At 65.2% G+C, this 20631-nt stretch carries 21 protein-coding genes; 12 read left to right on the top strand and 9 right to left on the bottom strand.

The window, feature by feature from the left end:
* Positions 1–217: 217 nt before the first annotated feature.
* The 5 genes from mepA (at position 218) to modC (ending at position 4458) form a co-directional block, all read left to right on the top strand.
* Positions 218–1162, top strand: a complete 945-nt coding sequence (mepA, locus tag H1B27_RS33985) for a penicillin-insensitive murein endopeptidase (RefSeq protein ID WP_197969040.1) — start codon at positions 218–220, stop codon at positions 1160–1162.
* Positions 1163–1544: 382 nt separating this feature from the next.
* Positions 1545–2048, top strand: a complete 504-nt coding sequence (locus H1B27_RS33980) for a hypothetical protein (RefSeq protein WP_197969039.1) — start codon at positions 1545–1547, stop codon at positions 2046–2048.
* A 250-nt stretch (positions 2049–2298) separates the two neighbouring features.
* On the top strand, positions 2299–3084 hold the full coding sequence (modA, locus tag H1B27_RS33975; RefSeq protein ID WP_061882529.1) for a molybdate ABC transporter substrate-binding protein: 786 nt from the start codon (positions 2299–2301) through the stop codon (positions 3082–3084).
* A gap of 13 nt (positions 3085–3097) precedes the next feature.
* Positions 3098–3793 (top strand): molybdate ABC transporter permease subunit, encoded by a 696-nt coding sequence (modB, locus tag H1B27_RS33970; RefSeq protein WP_061882530.1) that lies wholly within the window; start codon positions 3098–3100, stop codon positions 3791–3793.
* A gap of 2 nt (positions 3794–3795) precedes the next feature.
* Positions 3796–4458 carry a molybdenum ABC transporter ATP-binding protein gene (gene modC / locus H1B27_RS33965; protein WP_197969038.1) on the top strand — a complete coding sequence of 221 codons (663 nt, stop codon included), beginning with the start codon at positions 3796–3798 and terminating at the stop codon, positions 4456–4458.
* Positions 4459–4518: 60 nt separating this feature from the next.
* Here modC and H1B27_RS33960 read toward each other — a convergent pair whose 3' ends face one another.
* Positions 4519–4779, bottom strand: coding sequence for a PepSY domain-containing protein (locus H1B27_RS33960; RefSeq protein WP_061882532.1), 261 nt, complete (start codon positions 4777–4779; stop codon positions 4519–4521).
* Positions 4780–5024: 245 nt separating this feature from the next.
* Positions 5025–6818 (bottom strand): potassium/proton antiporter, encoded by a 1794-nt coding sequence (locus H1B27_RS33955; protein ID WP_061882533.1) that lies wholly within the window; start codon positions 6816–6818, stop codon positions 5025–5027.
* A 436-nt stretch (positions 6819–7254) separates the two neighbouring features.
* Between H1B27_RS33955 and H1B27_RS33950 the strand changes: the two genes are divergently transcribed.
* Positions 7255–8571, top strand: coding sequence for a mechanosensitive ion channel family protein (locus H1B27_RS33950; protein WP_197969037.1), 1317 nt, complete (start codon positions 7255–7257; stop codon positions 8569–8571).
* 110 nt (positions 8572–8681) lie between these two features.
* Positions 8682–9500 carry a type I methionyl aminopeptidase gene (gene map, locus H1B27_RS33945; RefSeq protein WP_197969036.1) on the top strand — a complete coding sequence of 273 codons (819 nt, stop codon included), beginning with the start codon at positions 8682–8684 and terminating at the stop codon, positions 9498–9500.
* Positions 9501–9780: 280 nt separating this feature from the next.
* Here the strand turns inward: map and H1B27_RS33940 are convergent, their stop codons facing one another.
* On the bottom strand, positions 9781–10407 hold the full coding sequence (locus tag H1B27_RS33940) for a bifunctional transcriptional activator/DNA repair enzyme AdaA (protein ID WP_197969035.1): 627 nt from the start codon (positions 10405–10407) through the stop codon (positions 9781–9783).
* A gap of 131 nt (positions 10408–10538) precedes the next feature.
* Here H1B27_RS33940 and H1B27_RS33935 point away from each other — a divergent pair, with 131 nt between their 5' ends.
* The 3 genes from H1B27_RS33935 to H1B27_RS33925 are packed head-to-tail and all read left to right on the top strand — an operon-like array spanning position 10539 to position 12734.
* Positions 10539–11459 (top strand): DMT family transporter, encoded by a 921-nt coding sequence (locus H1B27_RS33935; RefSeq protein WP_197969034.1) that lies wholly within the window; start codon positions 10539–10541, stop codon positions 11457–11459.
* A gap of 55 nt (positions 11460–11514) precedes the next feature.
* Positions 11515–12228 (top strand): RadC family protein, encoded by a 714-nt coding sequence (gene radC / locus H1B27_RS33930; protein WP_061882536.1) that lies wholly within the window; start codon positions 11515–11517, stop codon positions 12226–12228.
* Between the two features lie 29 nt (positions 12229–12257).
* A complete protein-coding gene (locus tag H1B27_RS33925; protein WP_061882537.1) occupies positions 12258–12734 on the top strand; it encodes a hypothetical protein in 477 nt (158 codons plus the stop codon).
* Positions 12735–12746: 12 nt separating this feature from the next.
* On the opposite strand, the gene H1B27_RS33920 is transcribed toward H1B27_RS33925, so the two are convergent.
* Positions 12747–13121 (bottom strand): hypothetical protein, encoded by a 375-nt coding sequence (locus H1B27_RS33920; RefSeq protein WP_197969032.1) that lies wholly within the window; start codon positions 13119–13121, stop codon positions 12747–12749.
* 251 nt (positions 13122–13372) lie between these two features.
* Between H1B27_RS33920 and H1B27_RS33915 the strand changes: the two genes are divergently transcribed.
* Complete coding sequence (locus tag H1B27_RS33915; protein ID WP_197969031.1) at positions 13373–14764, top strand: peptidoglycan-binding protein; 1392 nt, start codon at positions 13373–13375, stop codon at positions 14762–14764.
* A gap of 201 nt (positions 14765–14965) precedes the next feature.
* Here H1B27_RS33915 and H1B27_RS33910 read toward each other — a convergent pair whose 3' ends face one another.
* From H1B27_RS33910 to H1B27_RS33890, 5 genes are all read right to left on the bottom strand, one after another.
* Positions 14966–15688 carry an AprI/Inh family metalloprotease inhibitor gene (locus H1B27_RS33910; RefSeq protein ID WP_061882540.1) on the bottom strand — a complete coding sequence of 241 codons (723 nt, stop codon included), beginning with the start codon at positions 15686–15688 and terminating at the stop codon, positions 14966–14968.
* Positions 15688–16677, bottom strand: coding sequence for a 2-hydroxyacid dehydrogenase (locus H1B27_RS33905; protein WP_197969030.1), 990 nt, complete (start codon positions 16675–16677; stop codon positions 15688–15690). Before H1B27_RS33905 ends, H1B27_RS33910 begins: the two co-directional genes overlap by 1 nt.
* A complete protein-coding gene (locus tag H1B27_RS33900) occupies positions 16677–17495 on the bottom strand; it encodes an ABC transporter permease (protein ID WP_197969029.1) in 819 nt (272 codons plus the stop codon). Before H1B27_RS33900 ends, H1B27_RS33905 begins: the two co-directional genes overlap by 1 nt.
* Positions 17492–18352, bottom strand: coding sequence for an ABC transporter ATP-binding protein (locus H1B27_RS33895; protein WP_197969028.1), 861 nt, complete (start codon positions 18350–18352; stop codon positions 17492–17494). Before H1B27_RS33895 ends, H1B27_RS33900 begins: the two co-directional genes overlap by 4 nt.
* A gap of 275 nt (positions 18353–18627) precedes the next feature.
* A complete protein-coding gene (locus H1B27_RS33890; protein WP_061882544.1) occupies positions 18628–19650 on the bottom strand; it encodes an ABC transporter substrate-binding protein in 1023 nt (340 codons plus the stop codon).
* A 150-nt stretch (positions 19651–19800) separates the two neighbouring features.
* Between H1B27_RS33890 and H1B27_RS33885 the strand changes: the two genes are divergently transcribed.
* A complete protein-coding gene (locus H1B27_RS33885) occupies positions 19801–20610 on the top strand; it encodes a creatininase family protein (RefSeq protein WP_246515877.1) in 810 nt (269 codons plus the stop codon).
* The last annotated feature ends 21 nt before the right edge of the window (positions 20611–20631 follow it).

Raw genomic sequence — 20631 nt, 5'->3', positions numbered from 1 at the left:
CGCGCACCTGAATCCGTTCCGAAATTGCCCGCGATTGCATGCGAACCGCAGATATTCCTCCCTCCACGCACGAATTTTGGTCAATGCAGGATACGGTTATTGCGCCGTTAAAAAGCGGCAATTTTAGACGCGATTTCGACCGTGCGCCGCGACGTTGCGGTCCGCTCAATGCCTCGTTCTTAACCCTGATGGCGCATTGGGCTATAAGGACGTCAGCATGAGTCGCCGCAGCATCACCCTCCTCCTGCTCTCGCTCGCTCTCCTGGCTGCCGGCGGCGCGCTGGCCCAGGACAAGGGCAGCACCAATCCGAAGCCGCTGCCGCCGCTCGCCAATCCGAACGACCCTGATCTGGCCGCCAAGGAGCTGTTCGCGCGAAAGCTGCTGCCGTCGAAGGGGCCGGCCCATGTCATCGGCTCCTACGCCGGGGGCTGCATCGGCGGCGCGGAGCAGATTCCGGTCAACGGCGACCATTGGCAGGTGATGCGGCTGTCGCGCAATCGCAGCTACGGCCATCCCGACATGATCGCGCTGATCAAGCGGCTCGCGGCGAAGGCGCACAAGGACGCGGGCTGGCCCGGCATCCTGGTCGGCGACATCGCCCAGCCGCGCGGCGGGCCGGCGCTGTCCGGCCATGCCAGCCACCAGATCGGCCTCGACGCCGACATCTGGCTGACGCCGATGCCCAGCCGCCGGCTCTCGCGCGAGGAGCGCGAGGACATGTCGGCGGTGATGATGGTGCGCCAGGACCGGCTCGACGTCGATCCCAAGGTGTTCACGCCCGGCCATGTGCTGGTGCTGCGTGATGCCGCGCGGGAGCCCGCCGTGCAGCGCATCTTCGTCAACGCCGCGATCAAGAAGGCGTTGTGCCGCGAGGCCAAGGGCGATCGCGCGTGGCTGTCGAAGATCCGGCCGTGGTGGGGCCATGACTACCATTTCCACATCCGCATGCACTGCCCGCCGGGGGCCGGCGAATGCGAGGGCCAGCCGTCACAGGCCGACGGCGAAGGCTGCAAACCCGCCGATCTCGCCTACTGGTTCTCCGACGCGGTGCTGCACCCCAAGCCGCCGCCGGAGCCGCCAAAACCGAAGCCGCCGATGACGCTGGCGCAGATGCCGGCGGCCTGCAGGGCGGTGCTGCACGCGGGCGACGCGAAACCGTAGTGTAAGCCGCCGCCTCACCTACCGCTGTCGTCCCGGGGCGCGAAGCGAACCCGGGACCCATAACCACAGGGAGTGGTTGTGGCGCGAGCTGGTAACTCCGAATCTCCGTTACCACACCCGCCTGTGATCATGGGTCCCGGATCGGCGCTCCGCTCCGGACAACGCTGCGCGTTGTTCGGGGCTGCGCTTGTCCGGGACAACGGTGATTGCGGCGCGCTTGTCTGGGATGACGAACGAGTTGATTGGTTCGCAACGCCTATATGCGCTACGATCACTTTGCCGCCGAGCCGTAAGCCCGCGGCATCCCGGGATGTGCATCCCATCTGCCAACAAGCCTGACCGCAAGCCTCGCGCCGTCGCGTGGCCAACGATGGGATTTCACATGCGCGCCATAACCTTCCTCGCTGCGCTCACAATCAGCGCGACTTCCGCCTTCGCCGCCGAGGAGCCCAGCGGCTGCGACAAGTTCAAATGGCCGATCGAACGCGAGCGCGCCGCGCTGACCGCACCCGATCGCGCCAAGCTCGCCACGGGAAGCGAGCAGACCGCCCTGCCCGCATCGGCCATCACGCTGGGGCTGGTCGCCCCGAGCGAAGCGAAATTTCCCGCGCCGCCGGAGCGGACCCCGAAGGACGGCACCTTTGCCGGCTTCACCAGTATCAAGTCGCCGAAGGCCGGGCTCTACACGATCAGCCTGTCGGCCGGCGCCTGGGTCGACGTGGTCCAGGACGGGCATGCCCTCAAGCCTGTGGACTTCAGCGGCGCGACCGATTGCGATGGCATCCGCAAGACCATGAAATACGAGCTGTCGGCACAGCCTTTCGTCCTGCAGGTCAGCGGTGCCAAGGAAAATTCGGTCTCCATTGCGATCCTGCCGGCGCAATAAACGGGTACGTTGTTGTTTGCGCATGACCTTTCCGGAAAATCGCTGCGCGTCTTCCGGGTCATGCGGTCAGACCAACGGTCGCCTTTGACCGGAGGCGCAAGCCTGCTATCTTCGCATTTGCGATATCCCTGCCGGTCGTAAGCCGCTGCCGGGCCCCGTGGAGCAGCGCTTCCACCCATCGCATCAACCCAACCAACGCCAGACTTGCGCGTGCATCTTGCCGCGCGCGGACTTGCACGGAGCGCTCCCGATGTTACGCATTTCAGGACTTTTCACCGCCTTCATGATCCTCGCGGGCGCGGCCCTCTCACCCGCCGCCGCCGAGGACAAGACCATCACCGTGTTCGCCGCCGCCTCGATGAAGAACGCGCTGGACGAGATCGACGCCGCCTACACCGCCAGGACCGGCGTCAAGTTCAGCGTCAGCTATGCGGCAAGCTCGGTGCTGGCCAAGCAGATCGAGCAGGGCGCGCCGGCCGACGTGTTCGTCTCGGCCGACACCGACTGGATGGACTACGCGATCGCCAAGAAGACCATCAACGAACCTTCCAGAGTCAACCTGCTCGGCAACAGCATCGTGCTGATCGCGCCGAAGGATGCCAGGATCGACAACGTCGACATCGCGCAAGGCTTCGATCTCGCCAAGCTCGCCGGCGACGGCAGGATCGCGACCGGCGACGTCAAGTCCGTGCCAGCAGGCAAATATGCCAAGGCCGCGCTGGAGAAGCTCGGCGCCTGGCAGGCCGCGGAGCCGAAATTCGCCATGGCCGAGAGCGTCCGCGCTGCGCTGACGCTGGTCGCCCGCGGCGAAGCCGGCCTCGGCATCGTCTACTCGACCGATGCAAAGGTCGAGCCCGGCGTGAAAACCATCGGCACCTTCCCGGCGGCTTCGCATCCCGCGATCGTCTATCCCGTCGCCGCGACCATGACCGCGAAGGGTGAGACCAGCGGCTATCTGGCCTTCCTGCGCTCCTCGGCGGCCAAGTCCATTTTTGAAAAGTACGGCTTCAGGTTCCTGGTCAGTCCCACGACTTGATGCCTGCGGCTTGATGTCCGACATCTCTCCCGCCGAATGGACGGCGATCCTGCTCTCGCTCAGGGTCGCCATCATCGCAACGCTGGTGGCGACGCCATTCGGCATCGCGCTGGCGTGGCTGCTCGCGCGGCGTGATTTCTGGGGCAAGTCGCTGCTCGACGCCGTCGTGCATCTGCCTCTGGTGCTGCCACCAGTCGTCACCGGTTATCTGCTGCTGCTGACGTTCGGCCGCCGCGGCCTCGTCGGCGGCTTCCTCGCCGACCATCTCGGCATCGTCTTTTCATTCCGCTGGACCGGCGCAGCACTGGCCTGCGGCGTGATGGCGTTTCCGCTGCTGGTCCGCCCGATGCGGCTGTCGATCGAGGCGATCGATCGCCGGCTCGAGCAGGCGGCCGAGACGCTTGGCGCCGCGCCGTGGAAGGTGTTCTTTACGGTGACGCTGCCGCTCGCGCTGCCCGGCGTGCTCGCCGGCATGGTGCTCGGCTTCGCCAAGGCGATCGGCGAGTTCGGCGCGACGATCACCTTCGTCTCCAACATTCCCGGCGAGACCCAGACGATATCCTCGGCGATCTATTCGCTGATCCAGACCCCGGACGGCGATGCCGCGGCGGGACGGCTGGTGATCGTCTCGATCGTGCTGGCGCTGGGCGCGTTGATCGCCGCCGAGTGGTTCGCCCGCCGCGCCACCGCGCGGCTGCACGGAAACTGACCATGCTGCGCGTCGACATCGAAAAGCAGCTCGGCGAGTTCTCGCTGCATGCATCCTTCGCCAGCGAAGGCCGTGCCATCGGCCTGTTCGGCGCCTCGGGCGCCGGCAAGACGTCACTGGTCAACATGATCGCAGGGCTGTTGCGGCCGGACCGCGGCACCATCGTGATCGACGGCGAAACCGTCGACGACACCGCGGCCGGCATCCATGTCCCGGCCTGGCGCCGCCGCATCGGCTATGTGTTCCAGGACGCGCGGCTGTTTCCGCATCTCAACGTCGCGCAGAATCTCGACTATGGACGGCGGATGAACCGCCTGCCGCCCGATGCCTCCCAGCACAAGCGCATCGTCCACCTGCTCGACATCGGTGCGCTGCTCGATCGCCGGCCCGGAAAGCTCTCCGGCGGCGAACGCCAGCGCGTCGCGCTCGGACGCGCGCTGCTGTCGAAGCCGCGGCTGCTGCTGCTCGACGAGCCGCTCGGCGCGCTCGACGAGGGCCGCAAGCTCGAGATCCTGCCTTATCTGGTGCGGCTGCGGGATGAAGCCAACGTGCCGATGGTCTATGTCAGCCACGACGCCGCCGAGCTGCGCCAGCTCGCGACGCAGATCGTGATGCTGAAGCAGGGCCGCGTGACCAGTTTCGGCGGGGTGAAGGTGCTGACGTGAGGCGGCGGTAGCCCGGATTTCGCTGCTGGGCTCCATCCGGGCCACAGTGCTCCTTTTCAGCTACCAGCCGCGGTCGACATTGCGAACCTCGCCCGTTCGGGCATCGACGTCGACCTGCATCCAGCGACCGGCGCGGTCGCGCCCCTCGATCTCCCATTCATCGCCAAGGAAGTTCGTGTGCGAGACCGTCACAACACCGAGATCGCTCGCGACATCGAGCGCGACCTGCATCGAGATCTGATCGCCGGTGTCATAGGCCATCGCCGGCGTCGCTGCGCCGAGACCGATGGCGACGATGGCGGGCAAGATGAACTTGCGCATGGAACTGCTCCTGTCAAAGACGTTGACTGTCACGCGAAAAACGAGCGGCGCCGCGGAGCGTTCCGGGTTCCACGGTCACGAGGCTGCGCGAATCTTCAGCGGTTGCGGCGATTTGGTGGCGGTTGCCCCATCATGTCATTCCGGGGCGCCCGAAGGGCGAGCCCGGAATCCATCTCGCCGCTCGTTCAAAGGATAAATGGATTCCGGGTTCGCGCCGACGCGCGCCCCGGAATGACGAGAGGAGGCTAGACCCCCGCCACCGAGGTCCACAGCTCCGCAAGTTTCTTCCGCAGCGCCTGCGCGCGCGTCAGCGGCTCGGGCGTCTCGTCTTCTTCCGGCAGACGCAAGCCGACGAGATTGACGCGACCGCCCGAGATCGAGCGCGCGACAAGAACGATCTCGTCCAGCGCGAGCTCGGCGCCCTCCTTCGGCGCGCGGTCGAGATGGACGTCGAAATAGTCGGCCAAGGTCAGCTTGCCTTCGTCTTCACCGACCTTGACGCCGTAGATCTCGGCGAGCTCGGCAAGCGTGTGGTCGCCGGAGACCATGAAGTCGCCGAGCAGATGCGGATCCGGCGCCGTGCTCGGCTGCATGTCGACGAAGAAGCGGTCGAGCGACTCGGCCTTCTCCGGCGGGGCCAGCAGATAGATGTAGTCGCCGGGCGCGATCGGGTCGGCTTCCGCCGGCGTCAGGATGTTCTCGTTGCGGATGACGAGCGTCGGCTTGGACCAGGACGGGATCAGGCCGCGGCGGAAGTACAGGCTCTTGGGCCGCACCGGATAGCCGACCAGCTGCTGCTCGAGCTGGCCGGGCAGATCCAGTTCGACGCGCCGCGGGCCGCGCTCGGCGCGCGGCAGCGCCACGTGCAGCTTGCGTGCCGCGGGTGCCAGCGTCCAGCCCTGCAGCAGGAGCGAGATGATGACGACGACGAAGGCGACGTCGAAATAGAGATAGGCCTTGGAGAGCCCGACCAGCATCGGGATCGAGGCCAGGAAGATCGCGACCGCGCCGCGCAGGCCGGTCCAGGCGATGAAGATCTTCTCGCGCCAGTTGAAGCGGAACGGAGAAAGGCACACGAACACCGCGAGCGGCCGCGCCACCAGCATCAGCACGAGCGCGACGGCGACGGCCGGCAGCACGCTGGTGCCGAGCCGGCTCGGCGAGACCAAGAGGCCGAGCAGCACGAACATCACGATCTGCGCCAGCCACGTCGCGGCATCGAGGAACGTCACCACCGAATTATGCGCGCGCGTCGGCCGATTGCCGATGATGATGCCGGCGAGATAAACCGCGAGGAAGCCGGAGGCGTGCATGATCTGCGAACCGCCGAAGATCACGAGCGCAGCTGTGGTCACGAACGGGGCATGCAGGCCCTGCGGCAACGCCACCTTGTTGAGGGCGATCACGACCAGGCGTCCGCCGATGACACCGACGATGGCGCCCAGGACCGCCTCCTGAATGAACTCCACCAGCACATGGCCGGGCGAGCTCGAGCCGACCGAGATGTATTCCACCAGCATGAGCGTGAGGAAGATCGCGAACGGGTCGTTGGTGCCGGATTCCGCCTCCAGCGTCGCGCCGACGCGCGGGCGCAGGCGCAGGCCCTGGGTGTGCACCAGCAGAAACACCGCGGCCGCATCGGTCGAGGCCACCACGGCGCCGACCAGCAGCGATTCCGACCAGTTGAGATCGAGCGCGTATTTGGCGAACGGCGCCGTGACAAGCGCGGTCAGCAGCACGCCGACGGTCGCGAGCATCACGGACGGGGCGAGCACAGTGCGGATGCTGGCAAAGCGCGTCCGCAGGCCGCCGTCGAACAGAATCAGGGCGAGCGCGACGGAGCCGACCAGATAGGTGGTGCGGACGTCGTCGAACTGGAGCTGGCCGGGGCCGGAATCGCCGGCGAGCATGCCGATGACAAGGAACACCAGCAGCAGCGGCGCGCCGAAGCGCAGCGCAAGCAGGCTGGAGAGGATGCCGGCCATGACGAGAACGGCGCCGAGCAATATGGCGAGACTGACGGAGTCGAGGGAAGCCATGCGGTGCTGCGGTTACTCCGGGAAACGGACACGATATCGGTCAGGGAGGCAGCGGCTGCGCGCCCCCTCGCCCCGCCTGCGGGGAGAGGGTTGGGGTGAGGGGGACTCTCCACGGGGGTGGTGACGGATGGACTCGCGGAGAGTCCCCCTCACCCGGATCGCATCTGACGATGCGATCCGGCCTCTCCCCGCAAGCGGGGAGAGGCGACGAGCGCGCTTGCCGACAGACCTGTTCAACCAACAATCATCCTGCTCCTGCATCCTTATCGTCGGCGGACTCGCGCGCCAACCTATTTTCTGCGGTTCGCGGCAATCTGCCCGCATTTTGCGGCCTTAACGCGCTTCACTTGACGGTGTATCGATGGTCCGGCCGCGCCCCTTGTGGGATTCTGCGGCTCCCTCGAATCAATTCCTCCCCCGCTTGCCGACGAGACCGATGGACATGGACCTCAAAGACCTCGTGGAGTTCGTGCAGACGACCGCACGCAGCGTCGGGGCGGAAATCTCATCACCCTGGTTCTACCTGCAATTCGGTCTCATCCTGGCGGCCGCCGGCATCGCCTATGCCGCGGAGACCGCGATTCGCAGCCGCATCGACATGACCTCGCTGGCGATGCGCTTGCCGCTGCCGCTCCGGCATTTCGTCCGGGTGATGGTCTCCAGCGTGTCGACGGCGGTGTTCACGCTGCTCGTGATCATCTCGCGCGTGGTGATGTACCACGCGACCTGGCCGAGCCGTAGCTATCTCCTGATGGTCGCAGCCAAGCTGGCCTTCGCCTGGCTCGTGATCCGGCTCGTGACCTCGGTGCTGCGCAACGCCTTCATCGTCAAGCTGGTGTCGATCGCGGCGTGGTTCGTCGCCGCACTCTCCATCCTCGGCCAGCTCGACGCCACGGTCGACGCGCTCGATTCCTTCGCGATCGTGCTCGGCGGCCTCAGGCTGACCCCGCTGCTGGCCCTCAAGGCCGGCGCGCTCCTCCTCATCGCACTCTGGGCCACCAACATCGCGAGCAATTTTGCCGAGAGCCGGATCAACGCGACCACCGACCTAACGCCGTCGGTGCAGGTGCTGCTGGTCAAGATCATCCGTATCGGGCTACTCACCGTCGCGATCGTGATCGCGCTCGGCGCCGTCGGGATCGACCTGTCGGCGCTCGCGGTGTTCTCCGGCGCGGTCGGCGTCGGCATTGGTATCGGCCTGCAGAAGATCGTGGCCAATTTCATCTCGGGCATCATCCTGCTCGCCGACAAATCAGTGAAGCCCGGTGATCTCGTCACCATCGGCGACAATACCGGTCGCATCAGCGCGATGAAGACGCGCTATATTTCCGTCGCCGCCGGCGACGGCCGCGAATTCCTGGTGCCGAACGAGGATCTGGTGACGCAGAAGGTCGTCAACTGGACCTATACCGACAAGAACACGCTGGTGAAGATCGCCTTCGGCACCAATTACGATGCCGACCCGCGCCTCGTCTGCACGCTCGCCGCCGAGACCGCCGCCGCCCATCCGCGCGCGCAGAAGGGCAAGCCGCCGACCTGCATCCTGACCGAGTTCGCGGAAGCCGGCATGAAGTTCTCGCTGACCTTCTGGATCGCTGACCCCGACGGCATGGACAAGGTCAAGAGCGACGTGATGCTGGAGCTGTGGGAGGCGTTCAAGCGCGAGGGCATCCGGGTTCCCTATCCGGTCCGCGAAATCCGCATCCGCGGCGGCGCCCTGCCGGTGGAAACCACCGTGGAAGTCCCGAATTAGGACGCTTTCGGGCCGGGGCCGGTAGGCTCGGCTTGCATGAAGGCCGCCAATCATTAAATTGGGGCCTGAAATCAAGCCTTTCCACCGACATCGAGGAAGACCGCATCCGCATGAGCTACGTCGAAGCCACCGAGACCTCCCTGCGCAAGACCGGACAGATCAAGCTGCATGGGCCGAGCGCCTTTGCCGGCATGCGCAAGGCGGGCGCGCTGGTGGCAAAATGCCTCGACGAGCTCACTGACATCGTCGGGCCGAGCGTGCCGACCTCGAGAATCGACGAATTCGTCCGCGACTTCGCCTTCAGCCATGGCGCCTATCCGGCGACGTTGATGTATCGCGGCTATCGCTACTCGACCTGCACCTCGCTCAACCACGTGGTCTGCCACGGCATGCCTGGCGACCGTCCGCTGAAGGAAGGCGACATCGTCAACATCGACGTCACCTTCATCGTCGACGGCTGGTATGGCGATTCCAGCCGGATGTATGCGATCGGCCCGATCGCGCGCAAGGCCGAGCGGCTGATCGAGGTCACCTATGAAGCGATGATGCGCGGCATCGCCGCCGTGAAGCCCGGCGCCACCACCGGCGACATCGGCCACGCGATCCAGAGCTTCGTCGAGCCGCAGGGCATGAGCGTGGTGCGCGATTTCTGCGGCCATGGCCTCGGGCGCATGTTCCACGACGAGCCGAACATCATCCATGTCGGCCGGCCCGGCGAAGGCGTTCAGCTCAAGCCCGGCATGTTCTTCACCATCGAGCCGATGATCAATCTCGGCAAGCCGCACGTGAAGATTCTCTCCGACGGCTGGACCGCGGTCACCCGCGACCGCTCGCTGTCGGCGCAGTTCGAGCACTCGGTCGGCGTCACCGCTGATGGCGTCGAGATCTTCACGCTGTCGGAGCGGCACGGCGAGAAGCAGATCGGGTGATTCCGATCGCCAGAATTCCCCTGGCGCTGTTGCGATATCATTGATCAAGCGCATGCCGCGCGCCACGGTGGTGGCCGTTCCCGTCCCTCCGCTGTCGTCCCGGACAAGCGCGCTCTTAAGCGCGCGCAGATCCGGGACCCATAGCCACAGGATTGGATTTGGCGAAAACTCGTGGTTGTCAGCTCGCTCGAACAATTTTCTCCTGAGGATATGGGTCCCGGATCTGCGCTTACGCTTGTCCGGGACGACACCGGAGTGTGTCGCGATGCCTCTGCCCGCGCTAGCATCGATTCAACCAAGACTCATCGCGCCCCCACCGGCGGCGGAAGGATGATGGCGTCCTCTTGTAGGTCGCGATAAACGCATCGTTGAATCGCCGAACGCTGCCGAAGCCCGCGGCGAAGGCGATCTCCGCCAACGTCATGTCAGTCCGGTCGATCAGACGCTTGGCTTCCTGCACGCGCCGCGTTGCCGCAATCTCGCTGGGGCTCGCCCCGGCATGGCGCATGAAAAGACGCAGGAGATGGCGCGGTCCGACGCCAAGCGCGTCCGCGAGATCCGTCATGGACGCCCGATCCAGAAAACCGTCGTGGATCAGCCGCATGCCGCGCGCAACGGTCGTGGCCGTCCCCATCCAGGCCGGAGAGCCCGGCGCGGCTTCCGGCCGGCAGCGCAGGCACGGGCGAAAGCCGGCCCGCTCGGCGGCCGCCGCGGTCGCATAGAAGGTGACATTCTCGGAGCGGGCCGGCCGAACCGGACACACCGGCCGGCAATAGATCCGCGTCGAGCGGACGCCGGAGAAGAACAGGCCGTCGAAGGCGCGCGCCCGTGCGAGCCGCGCCCGGTCGCAGGTTTCCCAATCGAGATGCGGTGGCAGCGTTTGCCGATGCGCAGAGCCTGTCGTCATGCCGAAACTATAGTTTCAAGGCGCGCCACCGAGTAGCTGAATTCGGACTCGACCGGGCGATGAGGTCCGAATTCGGCCAGCCTGCATCGCCGCACCCGATCATGGTGTCGACGGATCCCGGAGCAGATCGCATGAGCATACAGGCGCAACAGACGTCGTCAGGGCAAACCCGTCTCGCTTTCGAGATCGGGCTGCTGCTGCTTCTCTCCCTGATCTGGGGCAGCTCGTTCACGCTGATTAAGGTCGCGATCCCGACGATTCCGCCCTTCACCATGGTCGCCGTACGGGTGACGATCGCGGCTGTTCTCTTGATCATGATCGCTCTCGCGCAGGGGCACGCCCTGCCGAACCAAGGGCCGGTGTGGGCGGCTTTCGTCGTGCAAGGGCTGTTGCAGAGCGCGCTACCCTTCACCCTGATCAGTTGGGGCGAGACCCACATCACCAGCGGTCTCGCCGGCGTGCTCAACGCGACCCCGCCGATGTTCGTGCTTGCGATCGCGATGTTGACCGGGCGCGGACGACAGACGATCAGCGGCCGCAAGATCATCGGTGTTGCGCTGGGCCTCGCGGGCGTCGCCCTGACCATGGGGGTTGACGCGTTCTCAGGGATCGGCGCCACCGCGCCGCTGGCGCAGGCCGCCGTCCTGGCTGCGAGCTTCTGCTATGCGCTCGCACCGATCTGGGGGCAGCGGTTCGCGGGGCTTCCCGCGGTCGTCACGGCAGCCGGCGCGATGAGCTGCGCCGCCGCCCTGATGCTGCCCATCGCCACCGTCCTCGACCGGCCCTGGACGCTGGCACCGACGAGCCAGGCGATCGCAGCCGTGCTCGGCCTTGCCATCGTCTGCACCGCGCTCGCAATGGTGATCTATTTCCACCTGATCCGCACACTGGGCCCGCTCGGCACGACGAGCGGCAGCTATCTGCGCGCGGGCTTCGCCGTGGCGCTCGGGACCACGCTCCTTGGCGAGAGCTTCACCTGGTCGATGCTGGCCGGAATGTTGCTCATCGTCATTGGGGTCATAGCGGTGACTGCACCCATGCGGAAGCCTTGAAGCGATTACAATTGCCGATTGAAAAATTCCTCCGACAGGGCAATGCTGGCGGCCGATGCCCGCCAAGTCCGACCACGACAAGAGCAAGCCTGAGGACGTGCCGCACTATCACGGCCATCGCGAGCGGCTGCGCGAACGCTTCTACAGCGCGGGCGCGGATGCGCTCAGCGACTACGAGCTGCTCGAGATGGCGCTGTTTCCGGCGCTGCCGCGGCGGGACACCAAGCCGCTGGCGAAAATCCTGATCAAGACGTTCGGCTCGTTCGCCGAGGTTGTCCATGCCCCGGTGGCGCGGCTGCGCGAGGTCGACGGTATCGGCGAGTCCGCGATCAACCAGCTGAAGCTGATCGCCGCAGCGGCGCATCGCGTCGCCAAGGGCGGGGTCAACAGCCGCAATGCACTGTCGTCCTGGAACGAGGTGATCGACTATTGCCGGACCAGCATGGCGTTTGCCGAGAAGGAGCAATTCCGCCTGCTCTTCCTCGACAAGCGCAACCAGCTGATCGCCGACGAGGTGCAGCAGACCGGCACGGTCGACCACACCCCGGTCTATCCGCGCGAGGTGATCAAGCGCGCGCTCGAACTCTCCGCGACCGCGCTGATCCTGGTCCACAATCACCCCTCGGGTGATCCCTCGCCATCGCAAGCCGACATCCAGATGACGAAGGCGATCATCGACATCGCCAAGCCGCTCGGCATTTCCGTGCACGACCACATCATCGTCGGCAAGAACGGGCACGCCAGCCTGCGGGGGATGCGGTTGATCTAGCGATCTTTCATGACGCGGAGGCGAACGTGATGGGTTCAGTCGACGGAATCAGTGGCAACTCGACTCATGATCTGGAGGCAACCGTGGACACGGATGGGGAACCTCACGATGCGAATATCGAGTTTGAGCAATTAAAGCTCTTGTTTGACTATACGAAGTTTCACATCGGGCTGTACACCACCATAGCAACGATTTTTGGTGCGCTATTCGCGGCCAGTGACAAAGCCCCAATCCGTTTCAGCCCCGTACTTCTCCTGTGCTCCGCTGTGTTGGTGTGCATAGCGGGCGGCGCTGGAGGTATTATTGCTAGCAGCATTCCCGGCTTTAGCAGCTATAAAAAATTCTGGGATTCGTCCATCGGACCCGCCTGGTGTAGGAAAATGAAGGCCGAGTACTGGACTTACGTTGAGCACGCTGCCTTTTGGGCTGCCGTTATCCTCGCTCTCGCCTCAATAGTCTTTCCCCATGTTTTCGACGGATTGCCGCACGGGCGGGGTTATTCCTAAAGCGGATTGACTTCACGGCTCGACCCAGCGCTGCACCGCCTCCGCGGTGTCGGCCGGCGTGGTGTTGAAGCAGATCGCGGCGTTCGGCGCCATGCGATGGACGAGGTTGAGCACCTTCTCGAACAGCAGCAGGCGCTCCTTCGGCTCGCGCAGGCCGGCGCCGATGACGATGCAGTCGAAGCGCTCCTCCTGCAGCGCCGCCGTGACGGCGGCTTCGGCTGTCGCGTCGAGATCGATCAGGCAGCTCGTGACCTCAAAGCCGAGATCGCGCAGGCGCAACAGCTGCGCCTCGATATGGCCGCGCACGAGCGCCGGCGTGACCTGCGGAAACGCGCTGTAGTCCGCATTGCCGGGTTCGATGCCGATCGCGAGGACGCGCTTGGCCATGCAGGATTCCCTTGCCGGACCGTCTCATCGCTAACGGGTGGAGGGCCGAGCCGGTTCCCCCGAACGGTGGTCGCACGCGCTCCCGGTTCTACCAATGATTTCCCGCCGAAGCTGTAAGCCATTTCACATGCGCCGGGCCGGCGACCTGCCAGATTTCGGGAGATCACGCTGGAGTTACGCTGATCACGGCATCTGGTTCACTTTGGCTTGCACGGAGAGGCGATCATTCAGTCAATTTGCGGGAGCGGAAAATGATCTCATTCGAAAGATTGAAAAACGAGTATGAGCGGAATTGGGCCGGTCTCGAGATCCGGGCCGGACGCATGGCCGAGGCGAATGCTGTCGCCCGCAAGGCCCTCAACGGCAAGGCGACGTATCAACAGATCGAGCGGTTGACGGGCGTCCCCTGGTTCTTCACCGCACTCTGCCACTACCGCGAGTCCAACTTCGATTTCGACACCTATCTCGGCAACGGTGAGTCGCTTCATCGCGTGACGAAGCTCGTTCCGAAGGGGCGCGGCCCCTTTGCCACGTTCGTGGACGGCGCCGTGGACGCGTTCAGAATCCAGAACTTCATTGGTGCGAACGATTGGAGCATCGCGCGGATGATGTTCCGGCTTGAGGCGTTCAACGGCTTCGGCTATCACGCCAAGGGCGTCAACTCGCCCTATCTCTATGGCGGCTCGACGCTGTACGGCCCGCCGGAGGCAAGGGCAGGAAAATTCGTTCGCGACCACGTGTTCGACTCCGATCACGTCGATTCGCAGCTCGGCACGGCGGTGATCCTGCATGCGATGATGTCACTCGACTCCTCGATCACGCTCGACGGCAACCCGCAATTCGCCGGCCGCGGCGAGCCCGAGGACGACGTGGCCTCGACGGTCATTCTCATGCAGCAGGCGCTCAACAAGCTCGGTGCCAATCCGCCGCTCGCCGAGGACGGCATCAGCGGACCAAAGACCAGGGCCGCCGTCTCGCAGTTTCAGGAACAGAACGGCCTGAGGGATACCGGGCTTCTCGATGCGGCCACGGTCGCCGCGATCACGCGCGCGACGCAGGCTGGAGGCCCGGTGCAGGCGGTCGACCTGTCGCAGATCCTGAAGCGGCTGGAGGACCTCGCGCAATTGCTGCGACCGTCGGCCGGCGGCGCGACGCTGCCGACGACCGTGCCGAGCAGGACGTTGCCTGCCACGAATGACCCGATCAGCCTGTTCGAGCGGCTTTTCTCGCTCATCAACAGGACGGCGCCCGTGCCGGGACCGGTCGTCCCGGCGAGCCCCGCCCCCGTCGAACAACTGAAGCAGGTCGTCGACCTGCTCAGCACTCTCCTCAACACGGGCAGAGGCAAGCCGATGCTGGGCCAGGTCAACGGCGCGCTCGGCGAGACCGTCGGCAAGCTGCTCGACGGCAAGAAGACCGCGCTCGGCATCGGCGGCTCGCTGCTCACGGCGCTGCTCTCGTCGGTGACGGCGAGCCCCAACGCCGGCGGCCTCGCCGGACTGCTCGGAACGATCGTGACCGCCGTGCCCGGCATCAGCCAGTTCGCGATGCCGATCTCGCTCGCGCTCGCCGTCTGGGGCGTGCTCGGCAAGATGGAGAAATGGTCGCAAGGCACCGCACCGCCACCGAGAGTGACGACGTAGAACACGGATGAGGCGCGAGGGACGTCGACAGTTTCCACAGCGTCATGGCCGGGCCTGTCCCGGCCATCCACGCCTGGCTACACGGCACAAAGAACGTGGATGCCCGGGACAAGCCCGGGCATAACGACCTCTTGTAAGTCTTCATATGCGATTGCCCTGCGCTTGCGGGGGAAGGCCGGAGAGCCTGCGGCCTGCCCGCGCCTACTGACGCAGCATGATCAGGGGATCGGCGGTGTCGGGGACGCGCCGCCACTGCGCGTGGTCGTCGGCCTCGAACTGCCAGGCCTCGCCTGATTTCGACATCAGGATGATCTGGCCGCGTTCGAGGCGCCATTGCGTCGGGTTGAACTGCGCGATCGTCGCGTCGCATTTCGGCTTGAGGAAGACCTGGAAATTGTCCGAGTCCGCTTCGGTGTTGGTCAGCGTCAGCCCGCAGACCGGCTGGCCGTTGCCGCGCACCATCGACCAGTCGCCGATCATCTGGTCCATCGACTTGGCCATCGAACGCGCGGCCGCGAGATCCTGCAGGATATAGACGCCCTCGCCCTGGCGCAGGCCCTCGAAGATGCCGGCCTCGACCTCGGTGAAGTCGATCACGGCTTCCCCGGTCGCGTCCTGCAAGCGGACGATGTCGAGGCCCCTGACGTTCCAGGCGACGATATCTTTCGTGAAGGGCAGCGCGGTCTTGCAGGCCGGCTCCAGCTCCAGCTTGAAGCCCTGCGCCGCCGCGTCGCTCTTGAGCGTGACGACGCAGGTCTTGCTGCGCTCGGTGGTCGAGAGCTCCCACTGGCCGGGCATCTGCTTCTTCAGGCTCGTCGCATCCTGTGCATGCGCAAGGCCGATCGCGGCCAGGGAGGCCGCTACGGCGCCGATCGCGGCCAAGGAGGCCGCGACGGCGGATGCAACGACCCGAAGAGCTCTCATCAGCGCCCCTTGACCGGCGTTTCCGCAACCGGCGTCAGCGGCGCCTTGCCGGCAAACCAGGCCTTGAGATTGTCGACCACGAGCTGGTCCATCGCGTTGCGCGTCACCACCGAGGCCGAACCGATATGCGGCAGCAGCACGACGTTCTGCATGGTCTTGAGCTCGTCCGGCACGTTCGGCTCGGCCGCGAACACGTCGAGGCCGGCGGCGAGGATGGTGCCGGATTTCAGCGCCTGGATCAGCGCCGGCTCGTCCACCACCGAGCCGCGCGCCACGTTGACCAGCACGCCGCGCGGACCGAGCGCCTTCAGCACCTCTTCATTGATCATCTTGTTCGTGGCGGCGCCTCCGGGCACGATCACCATCAGCGTGTCCACCGCCTTCGCCATCTCGAGCAGGTCAGGGTAGTGCTTGTAGGAGACGTCCTTGGACGGATTGCGCGAGTGGTACACCACCGGCACCAGCGAGGCGTCGAGCCGGCGCGCGATGGCCTGGCCGATCCGGCCCATGCCGACGATGCCGACCTTGCGGTCGCGCAGCGAGCCGACGCTGAGCGGATAGTTCTGCGTCTGCCAGAGGCCGGAGCGGACGTAACGGTCGGCCTTGACGAACTCGCGCAAGGTCGCGATCAGAAGACCCATCGCGACGTCGGCGACCTCCTCGGTCAGCACGTCGGGCGTATTGGTGACGACGATATTGTTCTCGGCCGCGTATTTGGCGTCGACATGGTCGTAGCCGACGCCGAAGCTCGCCACCATCTCCAGCTTCGGCAGCTGTGACAGCGAATCCCTGTCCGCACGCACGGTGTGATAGGTCACGGCGACGCCGCGGATCCTGTCGCGAACCGCCGGCGTCAGGCGCTCGAGATCGCCGCGCGTCTCCGCCTTGTGCACGACGAAATGATCGGAAAAGCCGTTCTCGAGGATCGGCCGCACCGGCCCATAGATCAGGAGGTCGATCTTTTCGGACGAAATCGAACCGGCAGCCATCAGTTTTCCTTTCCAAGCGCGCTCTCATGCCAGCGCCGTAAAACGAGGTGGGAAACTAGCGCCAGCACCCCATAGATGACAATCCCGGCCAGCGACAACAGAAGCAGCGCCGCGAACATGCGGGGTATGTTCAGGCGATAGCCGGACTCGGCGATCCCGTAGGCGAGGCCGGAGCCGGCGCCCGCTGTTCCCGCCGCGATCTCGGCCACGACCGCGCCGATCAGCGACAGGCCGCCGGCAATGCGCAGGCCCCCGAGAATGTAGGGCAGTGCCGCGGGCAGCTTGAGAAAGCGCAGCGTCTGCTGTGGCGAGGCACCATAGAGCTGGAACAGGCCGGCGAGATTGCGATCCACCGAATTCAGCCCGAGCGTGGTGTTGGACAGCACCGGAAAGAAGGCGACGATGAAGGCGCAGACCACGACCGCGGTCTGCTGCTCCAGATAGATCAGCAGCAGCGGCGCGATCGCGATGACAGGCGTCACCTGCAGGACCACGGCATAGGGGAACAGCGAATATTCCACCCATTTCGACTGGTTGAACAGCAGCGCCAGCGCGATGCCGCCGATACTCGCCGCTAGGAACCCCTCGAGCGTGGTCAGGAGCGTGGTGGCGAGCGATTGTGACAGAACCGCCCAGTCCCTGATCAGCGTCAGGACGATGACGGACGGCGCCGGCAGCACGTAAGGCGGGATCCCCTTGATGCGGACCACGAGTTCCCAGGCGACGAGGCCGGCCGCGAACACCATGACGGGAAGCACGTAGCGCATCGCGCGCTGCGCGCGGGACGATCCCGCGGTGATGGGCGCTTGCGCGCTCATAGCGTCGACTGTCCCGAATACGACGGCGCCAGCGCGGCTGACACTCTTCGGCAGTAATCGGAATAGGCGGCTGAGGTCCGAAACTCCTCCCCGCGCGGCTCGACCGTCTCGATGCGGATGTCAGCCTGGATGCGGCCGGGCCGGGCCGTCATCACCACCACGCGCTGCGACAGATAGACGGACTCGAACACCGAATGGGTGACGAAGATGACGGTCTTGCCAAGGCGGCGCCACAGGGCGAGCAGATCGTTGTTGAGGCGGAAGCGCGTGATCTCGTCGAGGGCTGCGAACGGCTCGTCCATCAGGAGGATCTCGGGGTCGGTGACGAGCGCGCGCGCCAGCGATACCCGCATCTTCATGCCGCCGGAGAGCTCGCGCGGATAGGCATCGGCGAAATCGGCGAGCCCGACGCTCGCCAGCGCCTCGTCGGCACGCGCGCGCGCGTCTGCCTTCGGCACGCGTGCGAGCCTCAAGGGCAGCCGCACGTTCTCGCGGACGCTGGTCCAGGGCATCAGGGTCGGCTCCTGAAACACGAAGCCGATGCCATGACCTGGTTGAACATGACCTGGTTGAACATGACCTGGTTGAACATGGCCGGGCTGCACCGAGCCCTTGTGACGCGCCACCCGCACAGTGCCCGATGACGGCGCACTGAGCCCGGCGATGATGCGCAGCGCGGTCGACTTGCCGCAGCCGGACGGGCCGAGCAGCGAGATGAACTCGCCCTTGCGCACAGTGAGGTCGAACGGGCCGAGTGCCGTGATGCCGTTGTCATAGGCTTTCGTCACGCCGCGCAGACTGACGGCAAGAGCCGTCAGGCTGGCCTCGACGGTGGGCGGGGTGTTGCGCTCTACCATTGAGAGCGGGCTGCTGTGTTTCGGGCCCCCTTCATCTCTCCCCGACGGCAGGGCAATCGCGTTTGAATTTTGCAGAGGTCGTCATGCCCGGGCTTGTCCCGGGCATCCACGTTCTTTGTGCTGCGTGAAAAGGCGTGGATGGCCGGGTCAAGCCCGGCCATGACGCCGTGGATACAGTCGGTGCCCATGGCTACATCTAATATGCGATAGCCCTGTCCCCGACGGGGAGAGGGGGTAGGCCCCAGCCGCACCGCAGTGCCTGATCTCAACATCCGTTACGGCTTGTTCGGGCGCAGCTCGATGCCGACGCCCTTGTTGACGAAGCGCAGCGTATAGGACTTGCGGAAGTCGAGATCCGCCTTCACGACGCCGGCCTTCACCATCTTGTTGAAGAAGGAGGTGTAGCGCTCGTCGCTCATCGCGCCGATGCCGTTCTTCAAGCTGTCGCCGGAATCGACGATGCCGTGTTCCTTCATCTTGGCGACGGAATAGGCGAGCAGATCGTCGGTCATCTCCGGATTCAGCTTCTTGATCAGGGCATTGCCGGCGGAATTGTCGCGGTAGATGTAATTGTACCAGCCGATCATGGAGGCATCGACGAAGCGCTGGACCAGATCGGGCTTCTTCTCGACGATGTCGCGGCGCGTCTCGATCAGGGTCGAATAGGTGTTGAAGCCGTAATCGGCGAGCAGCAGCACGTTGGGCTTGAAGCCGGCGGCCTTCTCGACCGCGAACGGCTCGGAGGTGACGTAGCCCTGCATGGCGCTCTTCGGGTTCGCGATGAAGGGCTGCGGATTGAAATTATAGGGGCGGACGTTCTTCTCGTTGAAACCGTATTCGGACTTCAGCCATTGGAAGTAGCTGCCCATGCCCTCCTTGGAGACGAACAGCGTCAGCGGCTTGAGATCCTCGATCTTCGTGACCTTGGCGTCGGGATGCGTCAGCATCACCTGCGGATCCTTCTGGAAGATCGCAGCGATGGTCACGACGGGGACGTTGTTGGCGACGGCGTCGAACGACATCAGCGTGTTCGCGGCCATGAAGAAATCGATCTTGCCGGCAATCAGCAGCATGCGGTTGTTCTCGTTGGGACCGCCGGGGACGATGGTCACGTCGAGCCCGTATTTCCTGTAGGTGCCGTCGGCGACCGCCTGAAAGAAGCCACCATGCTCGGCCTCGGCGACCCAGTTGGTGCCGAAGGTGACCTTGTCGAGCGTTTCGGCGCGCGCCGGTGCAAGGGAGGCGAAAGCGGCCAGCAAGCCCGCAATTAGCGCTCGCCGCAGATGAGAGGGGGTCATGATGGCACTCCGTCGATCGTGGCTGGCCCAATCGTGTCTGGCTCAAGGGAAGGCAACGCGATAGAACCGCATGACATGAGGGGACGCGAACCGGCCAGGCCCGCGCCCCCTCATACTCCAAATTACGTGACAAATTCGGGCAAAGAAACCTTGAAGACGCCCTCCCGCGACTGGATCGATATCAACTGGCCCGATGCGGGTCCTGCGGAGGTGTCGCGCTGGATCGCGGTGCTGCCGCTGGCGGCGACCGAGCAGCACGGTCCGCATCTGCCGCTCACGACCGACATACTGATCGCGGAGGCCTATCTCGCGCGCGTGCGCGAGCTGCTGCCTGAGAGCATTCCCGCCGGATTTCTGCCGGTTGAACCGGTCGGGATTTCCACCGAGCATATCGACTATCCGGGCACGCAGACGCTGCCGACCGAAATTGCGCTGAAGAAATGGACAGGGATCGGCGAGGACGTTGCACGCCGCGGCGTGAAGAAGCTCGTCATCGTCACCAGCCATGGCGGCAACAGCGCGGCCATGATGCTGGTCGCGCAAGATCTGCGCGCGCATCACAAGCTTTTCGTGGTGACGACGTCATGGTCGCGGCTCTCCGGCGCGGACGGATTGTTCCCGGCCGAGGAAGTGCGCCACGGCATTCACGGCGGTGCGGTCGAGACCTCGATCATGCTGGCGCGCTATCCCGATCAGGTGCGCATGGATGCGATCGCGGATTTCCCTGCGAGCAGCGTCGCGATGGAGCAGCAGTATCGCTGGCTCTCGACGCAGCGCCCCGCGCCATTCGCTTGGCAGGCGCAGGATCTCAACCCCAGCGGCGCGGTCGGCAATGCGACGCTGGCCGTGGCCGAGAAGGGCGAGCGGCTGATCGACCAGGGTGCGCGCGCCTTCTGCGAGCTGCTGAGTGAAGTCGATAACTTCGACGTGAACAGGCTCGCCAAGGGCCCCCTCGGCTAGCCGGCATCCTCCTGGATTCAT

This window comes from Bradyrhizobium diversitatis, assembly GCF_016031635.1.
Classification (GTDB): Bacteria; Pseudomonadota; Alphaproteobacteria; order Rhizobiales; family Xanthobacteraceae; genus Bradyrhizobium; species Bradyrhizobium diversitatis.
This window is presented reverse-complemented; position numbering and strand designations above follow the sequence as displayed.

Excerpts from the sequence above, each read along its gene's own strand:
- mepA (WP_197969040.1), top strand. The coding sequence starts at position 218 with ATGAGTCGCCGCAGCATCACCCTCCTCCTGCTCTCGCTCGCTCTCCTG.
- H1B27_RS33980 (WP_197969039.1), top strand. The coding sequence starts at position 1,545 with ATGCGCGCCATAACCTTCCTCGCTGCGCTCACAATCAGCGCGACTTCC.
- modA (WP_061882529.1), top strand. The coding sequence starts at position 2,299 with ATGTTACGCATTTCAGGACTTTTCACCGCCTTCATGATCCTCGCGGGC.
- modB (WP_061882530.1), top strand. The coding sequence starts at position 3,098 with ATGTCCGACATCTCTCCCGCCGAATGGACGGCGATCCTGCTCTCGCTC.
- modC (WP_197969038.1), top strand. The coding sequence starts at position 3,796 with ATGCTGCGCGTCGACATCGAAAAGCAGCTCGGCGAGTTCTCGCTGCAT.
- H1B27_RS33960 (WP_061882532.1), bottom strand. The coding sequence starts at position 4,779 with ATGCGCAAGTTCATCTTGCCCGCCATCGTCGCCATCGGTCTCGGCGCA.
- H1B27_RS33955 (WP_061882533.1), bottom strand. The coding sequence starts at position 6,818 with ATGGCTTCCCTCGACTCCGTCAGTCTCGCCATATTGCTCGGCGCCGTT.
- H1B27_RS33950 (WP_197969037.1), top strand. The coding sequence starts at position 7,255 with ATGGACATGGACCTCAAAGACCTCGTGGAGTTCGTGCAGACGACCGCA.
- map (WP_197969036.1), top strand. The coding sequence starts at position 8,682 with ATGAGCTACGTCGAAGCCACCGAGACCTCCCTGCGCAAGACCGGACAG.
- H1B27_RS33940 (WP_197969035.1), bottom strand. The coding sequence starts at position 10,407 with ATGACGACAGGCTCTGCGCATCGGCAAACGCTGCCACCGCATCTCGAT.
- H1B27_RS33935 (WP_197969034.1), top strand. The coding sequence starts at position 10,539 with ATGAGCATACAGGCGCAACAGACGTCGTCAGGGCAAACCCGTCTCGCT.
- radC (WP_061882536.1), top strand. The coding sequence starts at position 11,515 with ATGCCCGCCAAGTCCGACCACGACAAGAGCAAGCCTGAGGACGTGCCG.
- H1B27_RS33925 (WP_061882537.1), top strand. The coding sequence starts at position 12,258 with ATGGGTTCAGTCGACGGAATCAGTGGCAACTCGACTCATGATCTGGAG.
- H1B27_RS33920 (WP_197969032.1), bottom strand. The coding sequence starts at position 13,121 with ATGGCCAAGCGCGTCCTCGCGATCGGCATCGAACCCGGCAATGCGGAC.
- H1B27_RS33915 (WP_197969031.1), top strand. The coding sequence starts at position 13,373 with ATGATCTCATTCGAAAGATTGAAAAACGAGTATGAGCGGAATTGGGCC.
- H1B27_RS33910 (WP_061882540.1), bottom strand. The coding sequence starts at position 15,688 with ATGAGAGCTCTTCGGGTCGTTGCATCCGCCGTCGCGGCCTCCTTGGCC.
- H1B27_RS33905 (WP_197969030.1), bottom strand. The coding sequence starts at position 16,677 with ATGGCTGCCGGTTCGATTTCGTCCGAAAAGATCGACCTCCTGATCTAT.
- H1B27_RS33900 (WP_197969029.1), bottom strand. The coding sequence starts at position 17,495 with ATGAGCGCGCAAGCGCCCATCACCGCGGGATCGTCCCGCGCGCAGCGC.
- H1B27_RS33895 (WP_197969028.1), bottom strand. The coding sequence starts at position 18,352 with ATGGTAGAGCGCAACACCCCGCCCACCGTCGAGGCCAGCCTGACGGCT.
- H1B27_RS33890 (WP_061882544.1), bottom strand. The coding sequence starts at position 19,650 with ATGACCCCCTCTCATCTGCGGCGAGCGCTAATTGCGGGCTTGCTGGCC.